This is a genomic window from Microcystis sp. T1-4 (assembly GCF_000297435.1).
Classification (GTDB): domain Bacteria; phylum Cyanobacteriota; class Cyanobacteriia; order Cyanobacteriales; family Microcystaceae; genus Microcystis.
In genome coordinates, this window is record NZ_CAIP01000037.1 from 1 (window position 1) to 12,271 (window position 12,271).

The window sequence follows — 12,271 nt, forward strand, 5'->3', positions numbered from 1 at the left end:
TTATCACACCATTTTAGCACCATCGCCGGAACTTTTCCGCGTATCATAACTAAAAGCGTATTAGCCAGAGCATATCCCTAACAACAAGCTGAAATAAAATAGACTTTTCGGGAAGTCTAGGACTAATTGCTTCAGTCCACCCCACAATTACCTAATTTTCGGGGAAAAAGTGCCAAAATTTTGCCCTCGATCGCTCTTATGTCTGGCACTTTTTGAGGGCAAAAAAATCTAAAAATCTTAGCCAACAAGGTTTTTAGATTTATTCAGCAAGCCCTAGATAGGGAAAAAAGACAATCTGTAATCTTTGATCCAGAAGAAATTGTTATTGCCGCTACAAGTAATCTTGAGGTGCGGTAACAATGCCTAAAATAGAGACAAAAAAGTTATTAGTGGAAGGTGCGGAGGAATTGAGAGTTATTCCCCAGTTAATGGCAGCAAATGGAGTTACTTGGAATAGAGGGGAAGAGCCATTGAATATCATAAATTGTGATGGTGTTGAAAATTTACTAAAACCTAAATACATCTCTACACAACTAAAAACTCCTAACGGACTAACTCATTTAGGAATTATTATAGATGCAGACGAAGAACCTGATAATCGTTAGAAAAGTTTATATAATACCTGTTCACCAAATATACCTAACTTACCTCAAAATTTACCAGCAGCGGGATTAATTATAACTCTAGAATCGGCGATAAAATTCGGTGTGTGGATGATGCCTGACAATCAATCTAGAGGAATGTTAGAGACTTTTTTAGCCTATTTAGTTCCCGATAATAATCTTTGGCAATATACACAAAACAAGGTGATAGAAGCAAAACAACAAGGGGCAACCTATAGGGATTATCATCGAGATAAGGCTAATATTCATACCTATTTAGCTTGGCAAGATCCGCCGGGGAAACAACTTCACGATGCAGTCAAACAAAAAATACTTAATCGCTCCCATCCCCAATCGGCAATTTTTTTGAGATGGTTACAGGAGTTATACGAGATTTGAACCCACTATAGAGCCAGATGGCAATGACAGCCCCATAATATTTCTCTGTCTTGCATAATTAATTTTTCATGGTTCAAAAACAGCAAAAATAAGGATTAAATGAGATAAAATTTGTAAATAGACCATTTAATTGATTGTTATTCATTCTTAATTCTCCTGACTACTGACTACTGGCTACTGACTCCTAACCCCAACAACAATTTTTGATTTTTACAAGAGGTCTAATCTCTAAAAGTGCATTGTTAAAGTATGATAGTTAAAGAGTATCGGTACAGACCCCTATGAACCCCCTCATCGCTCGTCTGAATTTTGTTTCTCCTAGTCCCGATGATGTCCGCAAGGCCAGGGATAAAGGACAAAGTTTAAGTGCCGCTAATCTCGAAGGGATCGATTTAAGTCAAATGGACTTGAAAAACGCCGATTTTACGGGGGCAATCCTCTTGGGGGCCGATTTAGCTGGGGCTAATCTCACCGGGGCGAATTTAGAGGCTGCGGATCTACGCCGGGCCAATCTGCGCGGTAGCGATCTCCGGGGGGCCAATTTACGAGACACTTTACTATATCGCGCCATCCTCTGTGGAGCTAATTTGCAGGGTGCTGACTTAACTGGTGCGAAAATTTCCCTCTCTGTCTACGACGGGACAACCAGCTGGCCAGAAGGCTATGATTATAAAAATTCGGGAGCAATCGGGCCAAAAGCCAATTTAACCGGTGCTTATCTCAATAATGCTAATCTTAGATTTGCCGACCTCAGTGGTGCTAATCTCCGGGGAGCTTATTTAAGCGGGGCCGACCTAACCGGAGCAAATCTGGCAGCTGCGGCCTTAAGCGGAGCTAACTTGCAAAGAGCGTCCTTAACCGGGGCCTTTTTGCGGGACGCTCGTTTAGTTGGGGTCGAGTTACAGTTTGCGGATCTGCGAGGTGCGGACTTAACCGGTGCAATTCTAGAACAGATCCAGAATTTAGAAGGAGCCGATTTCAGTCAGGTGGAAGGATTGAGCGATTTAGAACGCTCTTATCTCTGTGGTCGTTCCTCCCGGGAGTTAGGAACTTGGAACCCCTACACCCGCTCCAATACTGGCCAGAGTTTAGGTTGTTTACCGCGTTAGAGTTGGCCTCTTTGACCGACCACCGACTCCCCAATCGGCTCTGAAATCGGCAAGTCCAAAAATAATTAAGCCCCATGTAGAATGGGGGTTACTGGACAATTTAGCGGCTTTTCTCCTCAAGACTTAAATTAATCGTGCCGCGGGGGTTTATTGGTCGCAGAACCCGCCGGAGCGACCTTGGAGGTGGGGGGGATACCTTTGAGGGAAATGAGCGTATTCATCACCGTTTTTGCCACGGGAGCGGCAACAGTGGAACCAAAAGTATTCGCCCCCTTGGGTTCATCCACCACCACCAAAACCACATAACGGGGCGATTCGATCGGTAAAATTGCGACAAAACTGGTAATTTTGGCGTTAGGTAGATAACCCCCCGTCGGACTAGCTTTTTGTGCTGTTCCCGTTTTGCCTCCGATGCGATAACCGGGGATTTGGGCTGCTTCCCCTGTCCCCTTGCTGACGACGGTTTCCATCATTTCCACCACTTGCCTGGCCACGGTGGGAGAAAAGACTTTTTTGCTGGGATAATCGGGCTGCCAGTGCAAACGGCCGCGGTCGTCGGCTAATCCTTTGATCACATGGGGAGTCACCAGGGTGCCACCATTGGCCAGCGCACCGTGCAATTGTACTAATTTTAAGGGCGTTAGGGATAAACCTTGACCAAAGGAAGCGGTGGCCGATTCAATGGCATTATCCAGAAATTCTCGTTCGGGTTTGAGATATCCTGCCACTTCTCCGGGTAAATCTACGCCAACCCTTTGATTTATTTCCAATCCTAATAAACTTTTATAGAAATCAACTCGCCCCATTTTTTGGGCAATTTGCACCATGGCCACGTTACTAGAGGTTTGCAGAACTCGGGCCATATCTAGCGCCCCATAACCCTGTTTAGAGGCATTTTTAATCGTCCAGGGACCGACGGTAATTGCCCCCGGATCATTGACTACCGTATTAGCTTTAATGGACCCCGCTTCCATGGCCAAGGCGACAATAATTGGTTTAAAAGTTGACCCCGGTTCGTACTGATCGGCTACGGTCCAATTTTTAAATAGGGCTACATTGGCTTTATAGTATTCATTGGGGTTAAAAGTTGGCTCACAAACTAGGGCTAAAAGAGAACCATCAAGGGAGTCCATGACGATGACAGCCCCTCGTTTGGCATTAAATTTTTTTAGCTGTTCTCGTAGGGCGGTGCGAGCGGCTCTTTGTAGTTTTAAATCGAGGGTTACTTCTAACTGTAATTCATCAAACTGAAAGATACCATCAGGAACAAAAGCTGGTAAAATTCGCCCGTCTCCCATGCGTCTTGTATTGACAGAAAAAGGATCTCTTTCTAATAACTGACTGGAACCTCTCTCTAATCCTGCCTGGCCACGATGTTCTTTATCTACATAGCCAATCACGTCGGCAGCCACATCGTCTTGGGGATAATAACGAGCGTATTTTTCCTCTAATTCTACACCGTCAAGAGATAATTGTTTTAAGCCCCTAGCCACGGATTCGGTTAATTGATTGGCTAAACGAATTCCTGTTTCTTTTTCTTTAAATCTTTGAATTAGTTGATTCGTGGGAATATTTAATAAAGGAGCTAATTTATCAGCCACTTCTGCCGGCGGAATAGCAAACAGTTTTGGGTGTACATAAAGAGTATAAATTAAGCGATCGGTCGCCAAAACATTACCATTACTATCGACGATCGCCCGTCGGGGAATATAGGGTCTAATACTGGTAGTTTGCTGTTGTCTGGCTCTTTTTTGCAATCCCTGTGCTTGGACTATTTGTAATTGGTACAGTCGCCAAGCTAACCCGACAATACCCATGACTAAAATCAACCACACCGCCACCAATCGCCCGTTACCCAAAGGCAAATTTTTTAACTGTTTTTGCCGTTTTTTGGCGTTTAAATAGGACTTTCTGTCCCGGATTCTGCCGGAGGGTGATCGAGTTTCTTTGCTTCTAAATCGCGGTCTTTTTGTGTCAGTCATGAGCAGTATCTTTCAGTGATCAGTGAGCAGTAAGCAGTAACCAGTGAGCAGTGATCAGTAACCAGTAATCAGTGAAAAGACAGTAGGAAACTCCTATTTAATACTGCACACTTAAAAACTCACATCTGATAACTGTTAACTTACCCACTGATAACTGATAACTGATAACTGTTAATAGGCACTTCTGGGCCGAGAAATGACGGTAGATTGGGATTGAGAAGCGGGGGACGGTTTCAGATTCGGGGCAGATTTACGCTGTAAAAAGATAGTTTGGAAGGGTTGGGGATGAGTTAATCCCGTTTCGGGTTTTTCTGCTTGTTGAGCTAGTTGATGTTTAAGGGTTTCATTGGTGGCCAAAAGATGGCGCTCGTGACGTTGCAGTGTTTCCAGTTTACCAAATTCTTTGTCCCAAACCTTGGGAATATATACCGTCCAAGCATATATTCCCAGAGTCGAACCCAACAGACAAAAAGTAATCACGGCCACTATTCTTTCTAGGAGGCAAAGGGAACGTAATTGACGCGAGGCTAATTGTTTTTGTGTCGGGGCCACGGGAACTCTCACCACCGATTTAGTTGTCGGTTTGACCGTTGGGGTCGCCTGATTTACTGGTGACTGGGGACGGTGTTGACTGCCTTGGCTTTTTTGGCGAGAAACGGGAACGGGAATATAGGACTTATGGGCAGCAGACATGATTTTCTCTCAATATTTCTAGCTAGTTGTCGTTGTCAAAAATTAAGTTTCTAAAATTAGGAGTCGGTCATCAGGAGTCAGTAGGAAATATTTAATTGATCACTGTTGCCTTTTTTCCTTTTTACCTTAAAATCACTGTTCTAGCTCTAGACGTAAACGATATAAAATAGTTTGCGGATGAACTTGAGCGAGAATTTGATTAATCACCGTACTCGGTCCGGATGCCCCCCAACTACAACCGCGTTCTAGATAGATTTTAGCGGCTTTCCCGATTATATAGGTTCCATAAGCAGCAATTGCACCCTGTAGGAGAGCGGTGCTACCGTAGAGGGTTAAAGAGGTGGGATTTTCAAAAATACTCGTCGCTGCCGCTGCCGTTTTGCCCAAACCGATAATCACACTGCCGAGGATTTCCCCCACCAGCAACCCCCCACTACTCAAAAGTAGCGTCCGCCAGAGTTGACCAGCTTGGTGACTGGTAATTGGCAAGCCGTACAAACGAGCTAAAGCCCGAACTAGAGTCAAATCGACGATTGAAGCCCCTAGTAGGTCTAAAATAGCGATCGGATTGGCCGCAATCGCTAAAGCCTTATATTTCGCGTATTGCCAGATAATTTCCTCCGCTTGACTGTCCCGGAGTTCCAGGGTTTTTCTAGCGATATTTTCCTCCGCTTCTTGCCCTTGCACTAAAGCATTGAGGGCTAACAGCGATCGCCCTTCCCGATTTAAAATCGTTAAGAGTTTATCTTGCAGCTCCTCAATTTGGGGGGGAGGGGTTTCCCACTCAGTCACCACGCGCCCATCGGGGTATTCCACCCGGACGGGAATCGGTTGCGGTTCGGCGGCTACCATAACTATCTCATCGCTAGTTAACAAATCTTCTAACGTTTTTTCGTCCCGATTGGTTCCTAATCTCTGTAACTGCTGAAAAATCTGACGGCGATCAGCCTCCGGATAGAGATCAATCTTATTAAACACCAAAATAATCGGTTTTTTAGCCTGGCGCAATTCTCCTAAGGCCTCGTATTCGGTGCGGGTAATATCCCCCGCAACGATAAATAAAATCAAATCGGCACTTTTAGCGACTTCTCTGGCCATATTCGCCCGTGCTTCCCCTTCAATCTCATCCAATCCGGGGGTATCGATTAATTCTATCTGAATTTTACCCGTGGCTGGTATCCAACGTACCGATCGCGGCCAGCGTGTCACCCCGTGCAGGGGTCCAGTTGTCAGGACTTTTTGACCGACTAAAGCATTTACCACCGAGGATTTACCGCGACTGACTAACCCGAAGGCTGCCACCCGAATCACCGTTTCATCCAGTTTATCCAAGGCCGATTTTAAGGACTGCAAATCCTCTTTAACGGCGGCCTGAAGTTGGGGATCGGGGGGATAATTCCAATGGCGGCGAAAACTGGCATACCAAGTTAAGGCCTGTTGTAAACTAGCTTTAGCCTGATTGTAATGAGTTTCCTGGAGGGATGGGGTCTTGGTCACGGTTGATTTTTTAACTGTTTATTGATGCTGCTGCCTTTATTGTAGAGTTTCGGGGCGGTAACTGAGATGAGGTTATCTGGGGTTAGGGGAAGACTTTTCAGTGATCAGTGAACAGTAACCAGTAATCAGTGAAAAGAAACTAGGGAAGTTTTCCACTAAAACCCCAACACCTAACATCCTACTCCGCCAATCCCAATTGCCCCAATAGCTGAAGGATAGTTTTTCCGGTTACGGGATCTCGCCAATCGGGGGCAATTTCTGCCAGGGGAAGCAGCACGAAGGCCCGTTCTCGGCAGCGGGGATGGGGTATCTGTAATTCGGGTGTTTCTAAGATCAGGTCATCATAAAATATTAAGTCTAAATCGAGGGTACGCGGTCCCCATCTTTCCCGTCGGACTCTCCCGAATAACCGCTCGATTTCTAATAACTTATGCAGTAAATCTAGGGGCGATAAATCCACTTGCACAATGGCGCCACCGTTGAGATAATCTGGCTGAGGCGGCCCGACGGCCGCGGTTTGATACCATTGGGAATGAGCTTCTAGTTTAATTCCTTTGACTCGCTCTAATTCCCCTAAAGCTTGCCCTAAAATTGTCGCCGAATCCCCTAAATTACTACCAAGAGCGATCGCTGCCCGCTTCATCCACATCCTTCCTCAACAATAATCTCGGCTAATTCCCCCGTCGCTCCCAAAGATTTACCTAAAAACATATTGACATTTGGATGCTTTTGTGATAGTTCAAAAACTTGGGCTTCGATCGCGTCCGTAATTGCACCAGCAAAGAGGAAATAGGGCAGTATAGCGATTTTTTGGCTACCTTGAGCGATTAAACTCTCGATTTGTTGGCATAAACTCGGTTCTATCGACCAATAAGCTGTAATTGCTCCAGAAAACGCCGCTAGATTTTCCACTTCCCGATTACCGCCGGGGCGACGACTACCGTGGGACAGTAAAATGCGATCTTGGGGGCTTAAATCGGCAAATTGTCGGGATAACAGCGATTGTATGCCCTGATAACTGCCTAAATGGGGCTTTAACTCTAGCTTAATCGGCGATCGCACTTTAGCCACGGCTGCGGGAATATCTTCTTTAACGTGAACCCCCGACAGGAGAAACAGGGGGACAATCTGCAATCGGTTACATCCTTGGCTTTGTGCTTGTTGGGCAAAAGCTTCTATTTGTTGATGGAGCGGTGTTATCGCTAATTCTAGGGCGGCAGTCCCTACTAATACCCGATTATCTGCTTCTAGAACCGCTATAGATGGGCTAAACTCCGATTTACTTGCCAATCTTTCGGTGGGTTGACTGATTTTTTCCCGAACTAAGGCTGCTAATTGCGTCACCGCCATGGCTGGACGCGGATCGCGACTACCGTGGAAAACCAATAAGTAGGCTGAGGAGGTCTTCAAAGAAATCTTGCCAAAATAGTTTAGTTTTTAGCCTAATACATTTTCTCTCCCTTTAGGCATCAATGCCCCTGATATTCTCAATTTAGCTGGTAAGGGGGAAAACGTCCCCATTGGTGGGAAGTGCTACCATTTTACGGGATGTAAAGTGTGAGCAAATCAGCCCGCCGGCTTGAGTTAGCCTAGATATTGAGGTATAACCTAATTAATCGCCCAACTTAGTCAACGAGGCAGTTAACGTGAAAGTGGAAACAGACAGTAAACAATTACCCTCCTACGAACAACCACCCTTGATAGAAGTGGTAAAATTACCTACAGCTTTATCATCAGAATCCTGCTCAATAGACTCAGCAGAAGATAATGATGATGAACTGGATTGTAGAGGAGTTTTTGTAGTTTCTCATCAACCGAAAATCTTATTTTCTGAAGAAGTGAATATTAAATCTCAGGAAACACCCACTTGGAAACCTTGTGTTGTAATTGATAATTATCGACTCGAAGATGATAACTAATGACCTTTGGTATGAGGCGGTAGATGCAAATGTTGAGTTGACCCAAGGGGATATTATTCTTAATTGTCCTGTGGTTCGTTGGGCTTCTAAACCTGTTGAGGTAAGCAATAAAACAGAAATTGAAACACTTCGATCCTTAGTGGAAGTAGCTGAGATTGATGTGGTTGTCATTACTCAAGGCTGCGACTTAGAAAACAAGAAAGTCAACAATGTCATCCTTTGCCCTCACTTTGCTCTCAGCCAATATCAAGAAAATTGGGAACAGGCCATGAACAATATGAAACAAAATCCTACGGCCAAGGCGTGGGGGAGATATTGTGATGATATTAAAAATGGTTATATATGGAATCTTTCTATGCTCAACGAAGGAGAAATCGGCGACCTAAAATTAACTCATCGAATAGTTGATTTTCATGATGTGTACACTTTACCGAGAACTTTTTTGGAATCCTTCTTGCAAAATAAACAGGAACCTCGACTTCGTTTACGTCCTCCCTATCGTGAACATTTATCTCAAGCTTTCGCTAGATTTTTTATGCGAGTTGGTTTACCTACAGGAGTAAAAAAAGTCTGGTAATAGATAAATCACCTTAACTTTTACCAATAACTACCTATAGGGAAAAATTGGTTTTTTGACGATTCGATAAATCCTATGGTTTCCTATCCACAGTTCTAGCTTTGTAGGCGATTTGGTTCACTTGATAACGAATTATTGCGATCGCTTGCCATTAACTAATTTTCAGCGATAATCTAAAGTCAGAGTCCATCGGGAGATAAGATCATGAACCTTCGTCTAGTTCTATTTTCAGGCCTAGTCACCGCTTTAGTCGGAGCAGGTATCGGTTATGGCATTAGCCGCATTGAACGCAATCCCAGCCAAGTCAACTATAAAAATCCCTATAACTATCAAATCATCTATAGACGTTATTTTGCCGGTGCTGGGGCAGCCTTGGGCTTCTGTGTGGGTGCGGGTTTGCAAATGGTCAAAGAACTCAAAGAAGAAAGAGATAGAGAAATGGGCATCCTAGATGATGGCTCAGAATTCTAGTCTTTTGGGGCTAATTCCTCAAGAATGATGAATTGAACGTGATTAATCGCTAAATCGCCGATGGGAACTTGGGTTTTTAACACCGGTTGTCCTTCACTGAGCATTCGTTCAAAGGGGATATCTTTGGCAATTTCCGTATGATACCAAGCTAAACCCATAAAGAAACGATTGGGATAGGGACCGCCTTCAAAAATATCATCGGGATTGGACTCCATGGGAACCCAACCGATAGAGGGCAGATAAAATTCCATCCAGACGTGATTGTAATCCGGTTCGAGGGGTAAATTACGTTCGAGGGGATGGGGTGGGCATTTATAGCGTCCTACCGTGCGACAGGCAATACCATTGAGACGACACAAAGCCAATAATAAACCCACATATTCCCCACAGGAACCGACTCCGCGCCGCAGGGCAATATCGGGGGTGTCGATGTGGGGTTTGATGCCGTAGGAAAGCTGATCATAGACGTAGTTACGAATACTATAAACTTTTCTGAGTAGATTGGTTTCCCGACCAGTCGCTTCTTCGGCAGCATTGAGGATAATTTCTGTATTCATGGCCAGGTCATCATTATCGATCAAATAGCGATCGGGAAAATCGGCGGGTAAGTCGGGTAAATCTTCGCAATCTTTGGGAGTAATTTGGTATTTAATTCCCCACACTTCTAATAGTACTTTCCAACCAAAAATATGACGTTGTTTGGCGGTTATTTGCTCGAACTTAAATACTGCCACCCGCTGCCCGTCCTCAATTTCTTCAATAAAAGGCAATCCCACCGCTTCGACGCTGCGAATTTTTTGCCGCGGTGTTTCTAAGGGTAAAGCGATGCGCCATTCCACATTTTTGAGTTCGACATTATAGAGAGGTTCCAATTCCTCGACGTAGGATAATTCAATCAGATAACCGTTAGAAAGGGTGTATTTTTTAGCGGGATCGTAGTGAAAATATAGAGGATGGACAAAAGTCCGCGGACGATAACTAAGTTCGTAAACCTGTTCGGAATTGGGATTATCGCGGATATAGGGTTCCTGAAAAGCATAGGCCACATATAGAATATCCTTGCCACTGTTAGCATCGCGATAAAATGCTAATCCCGTCGGCGACTCAAAAGGAGTTATCATGCTAAAAAGCTGTTCTCCCGTGGCGCGATCGAGACAGTAAACCGTTTGTTCTAGGGTATCCGTTAGCCAAAGTTCTTCCCCGCGAATGGTGATATTTTCGATGCCGATACCAGGCGCGTACAAACGAGTAATTTCCTGTCCCGATTGGCGATCAAATATAAAGATTTGTCCAGAACGTTGACAAGTGACATAAATTGTGTTACCAGTTACGGCGACTCCGTTAGCGGTGTAGGGAAGACGGGTAAAAAATTTCGGGGTAAAATCTTCGAGAGTGCAGCAGTAGAGATTTTCGCGAGTGGTAAACCAGAGGTGATTTTGATCATCGATTGCCAATCCCGTCGTCCCGACGAATTCTTGCCAGCGATGGGAATTAAGTACGGTTGTATGACCAGTATCGAGGGCAATTTGGTATAAATAGCCGTTTTTTGCGTCGATAGCGATTAATTTGTTATCTTGAAATACAATTCCGTGCAGGGCCGTGGCGCTAATCGGGCGAATCGTTTGACGATGGGAGGGAAGACTGGCAGGATCGAAAATCATAGGAGGAAGCGAAAAGGGAGAGCGTTTTTGAGTCAATAAAACAGCAATTCTTCCCACGATAGCAAATTTTATCGCCCTTGAATGGGCTCTCCCAGCTTTGGTGGGTAAAATGTATTCTAAGATACATTTCTCAAGAGCGAGGGGGTGGAACGAACCACAAAGACACAAAGGACACAAAGATCGACCGATCCTATGTCAATTAAACTTATCACACAGAACCTAGAAGAGCCTTGAATGCTCGTAATGAACTCCAATTCTGAAAAAAATGTCAAGAATTGTCACCTATAGTCCCTCTCATACCCTTGTACCTACCTACGAGTGTTTCAATCGTTGCAGTTATTGTAATTTTCGCAGGGATTTAGGCACTGATGGCTGGTTAAGTTTGGAAAAAGCCAAAGAGATTTTAACTGCTTTGCAGGGTTCGGAAATTACGGAAATTTTAATTCTTAGCGGGGAAGTTCATCCTTTAGCAGCCAATCGAGAGTTATGGTTTCGGCATATTTATAATTTGGGAGAATTGGCTTTAAATATGGGTTTTTATCCCCATACCAATGCAGGTATTTTAACTTTTGCCGAGATGGAAAAACTGAAAAATGTCAATCTATCTATGGGTATAATGTTAGAACAAATGACAGTGACTTTATTAAATACTGTCCATCGTCATGCCCCTAGTAAAGTGCCATCCCTGCGCTTAGAACAGTTACAATGGGCGGGAGAATTAGGAATTCCTTTTACCACGGGGTTATTATTAGGAATTGGTGAAACAGAATGCGATCGCTTAGTAACCTTAGAAACTATTGCCGCTATTCATCAACGTTGGGGACATATTCAAGAAGTGATCCTACAACCCTATAATCCGGGCAAAAGGGAACGGTGGCAAAATAATCCTTTTGATCTGCAAAAATTACCCGCTCTAGTTAGACAAGCTAGGGAAATTTTGCCCACAGATATTGTCATTCAAATTCCCCCGAATCTAGTACCCGATCCTCTTTTTCTCTTGGATTGTTTAGCGGCAGGAGCGCGGGATTTAGGCGGTATTGGCATTATCGATGAAGTTAATCCCGATTACCTCCATTTACACCCCGATAAATTAAAGGAATTTTTAGCAGTTTATGGCTGGGAATTAAAGCCACGCCTACCGGTTTATCAGTAAACATTAATCAGGGAAAAGATAGCACTGTTAATGCCATTGAACACTCCTTACTTAATACCCCTTAATTGATTATTATTCATTCTTAATTCTCCTAACGACCGACGACCGAGGCTGCATCTCATTTTTGTAAATCTACCAATTGGGATTTTTACGGGGAAACTCTCGGCTAAGATTGGGCATTACTTCCGAATTTTATCACTCAATCCAA

At 44.2% G+C, this 12,271-nt stretch carries 11 protein-coding genes and 1 pseudogene; 6 read left to right on the forward strand and 6 right to left on the reverse strand.

Translation table 11 applies throughout. The annotated features are described in order from the left end of the window. The first annotated feature begins 359 nt into the window (after window positions 1–359). Together MICAI_RS27700 and MICAI_RS01950 are read left to right on the forward strand one after the other, a co-directional pair. Window positions 360–1,001, forward strand: a pseudogene (locus tag MICAI_RS27700) (DUF3226 domain-containing protein). Window positions 1,002–1,282: 281 nt separating this feature from the next. Then, window positions 1,283–2,110 carry a pentapeptide repeat-containing protein gene (locus MICAI_RS01950; protein ID WP_008197088.1) on the forward strand — a complete coding sequence of 276 codons (828 nt, stop codon included), beginning with the start codon at window positions 1,283–1,285 and terminating at the stop codon, window positions 2,108–2,110. Window positions 2,111–2,238: 128 nt separating this feature from the next. Here the strand turns inward: MICAI_RS01950 and MICAI_RS01955 are convergent, their stop codons facing one another. The 5 genes from MICAI_RS01955 to MICAI_RS01975 all read right to left on the reverse strand — a co-directional run bounded on the left by MICAI_RS01955 (window position 2,239) and on the right by MICAI_RS01975 (window position 7,632). Further along, window positions 2,239–4,092 (reverse strand): peptidoglycan D,D-transpeptidase FtsI family protein, encoded by a 1,854-nt coding sequence (locus tag MICAI_RS01955; protein ID WP_008197090.1) that lies wholly within the window; start codon window positions 4,090–4,092, stop codon window positions 2,239–2,241. A 171-nt stretch (window positions 4,093–4,263) separates the two neighbouring features. Beyond that, a complete protein-coding gene (locus MICAI_RS01960; protein ID WP_008197093.1) occupies window positions 4,264–4,785 on the reverse strand; it encodes a hypothetical protein in 522 nt (173 codons plus the stop codon). 132 nt (window positions 4,786–4,917) lie between these two features. Further along, window positions 4,918–6,282 carry a GTP-binding protein gene (locus MICAI_RS01965; protein WP_008197096.1) on the reverse strand — a complete coding sequence of 455 codons (1,365 nt, stop codon included), beginning with the start codon at window positions 6,280–6,282 and terminating at the stop codon, window positions 4,918–4,920. A 178-nt stretch (window positions 6,283–6,460) separates the two neighbouring features. After that, the gene (gene folK, locus MICAI_RS01970; protein WP_008197098.1) at window positions 6,461–6,925 is read right to left on the reverse strand and encodes a 2-amino-4-hydroxy-6-hydroxymethyldihydropteridine diphosphokinase; all 465 of its coding nucleotides are present in this window, start codon (window positions 6,923–6,925) and stop codon (window positions 6,461–6,463) included. Then, window positions 6,922–7,632: a sirohydrochlorin chelatase gene (locus tag MICAI_RS01975; RefSeq protein ID WP_051011141.1), complete on the reverse strand. Its 711-nt coding sequence runs from the start codon at window positions 7,630–7,632 to the stop codon at window positions 6,922–6,924. Before MICAI_RS01975 ends, folK begins: the two co-directional genes overlap by 4 nt. A gap of 302 nt (window positions 7,633–7,934) precedes the next feature. Between MICAI_RS01975 and MICAI_RS01980 the strand changes: the two genes are divergently transcribed. The 3 genes from MICAI_RS01980 to MICAI_RS01990 all read left to right on the forward strand — a co-directional run bounded on the left by MICAI_RS01980 (window position 7,935) and on the right by MICAI_RS01990 (window position 9,249). Further along, entirely contained in the window at window positions 7,935–8,201 is a 267-nt protein-coding gene (locus tag MICAI_RS01980; RefSeq protein WP_232306102.1) for a hypothetical protein, read from the forward strand. Continuing rightward, on the forward strand, window positions 8,191–8,778 hold the full coding sequence (locus MICAI_RS01985; RefSeq protein WP_008197107.1) for a hypothetical protein: 588 nt from the start codon (window positions 8,191–8,193) through the stop codon (window positions 8,776–8,778). Before MICAI_RS01980 ends, MICAI_RS01985 begins: the two co-directional genes overlap by 11 nt. 204 nt (window positions 8,779–8,982) lie before the next feature. Continuing rightward, the gene (locus MICAI_RS01990; RefSeq protein ID WP_008197109.1) at window positions 8,983–9,249 is read left to right on the forward strand and encodes a hypothetical protein; all 267 of its coding nucleotides are present in this window, start codon (window positions 8,983–8,985) and stop codon (window positions 9,247–9,249) included. On the opposite strand, the gene MICAI_RS01995 is transcribed toward MICAI_RS01990, so the two are convergent. After that, window positions 9,246–10,910, reverse strand: a complete 1,665-nt coding sequence (locus MICAI_RS01995; RefSeq protein WP_039899484.1) for a transglutaminase domain-containing protein — start codon at window positions 10,908–10,910, stop codon at window positions 9,246–9,248. The two genes, MICAI_RS01990 and MICAI_RS01995, sit on opposite strands and share 4 nt — an antisense overlap. Window positions 10,911–11,175: 265 nt before the next feature. Between MICAI_RS01995 and cofG the strand changes: the two genes are divergently transcribed. Beyond that, complete coding sequence (gene cofG / locus MICAI_RS02000) at window positions 11,176–12,063, forward strand: 7,8-didemethyl-8-hydroxy-5-deazariboflavin synthase subunit CofG (RefSeq protein WP_008197113.1); 888 nt, start codon at window positions 11,176–11,178, stop codon at window positions 12,061–12,063. Window positions 12,064–12,271 lie beyond the last annotated feature (208 nt).

Excerpts from the sequence above, each read along its gene's own strand:
- MICAI_RS01950 (WP_008197088.1), top strand. The coding sequence starts at position 1,283 with ATGAACCCCCTCATCGCTCGTCTGAATTTTGTTTCTCCTAGTCCCGAT.
- MICAI_RS01955 (WP_008197090.1), bottom strand. The coding sequence starts at position 4,092 with ATGACTGACACAAAAAGACCGCGATTTAGAAGCAAAGAAACTCGATCA.
- MICAI_RS01960 (WP_008197093.1), bottom strand. The coding sequence starts at position 4,785 with ATGTCTGCTGCCCATAAGTCCTATATTCCCGTTCCCGTTTCTCGCCAA.
- folK (WP_008197098.1), bottom strand. The coding sequence starts at position 6,925 with ATGAAGCGGGCAGCGATCGCTCTTGGTAGTAATTTAGGGGATTCGGCG.
- MICAI_RS01975 (WP_051011141.1), bottom strand. The coding sequence starts at position 7,632 with ATGGCGGTGACGCAATTAGCAGCCTTAGTTCGGGAAAAAATCAGTCAA.
- MICAI_RS01985 (WP_008197107.1), top strand. The coding sequence starts at position 8,191 with ATGATAACTAATGACCTTTGGTATGAGGCGGTAGATGCAAATGTTGAG.
- MICAI_RS01990 (WP_008197109.1), top strand. The coding sequence starts at position 8,983 with ATGAACCTTCGTCTAGTTCTATTTTCAGGCCTAGTCACCGCTTTAGTC.
- MICAI_RS01995 (WP_039899484.1), bottom strand. The coding sequence starts at position 10,910 with ATGATTTTCGATCCTGCCAGTCTTCCCTCCCATCGTCAAACGATTCGC.
- cofG (WP_008197113.1), top strand. The coding sequence starts at position 11,176 with ATGTCAAGAATTGTCACCTATAGTCCCTCTCATACCCTTGTACCTACC.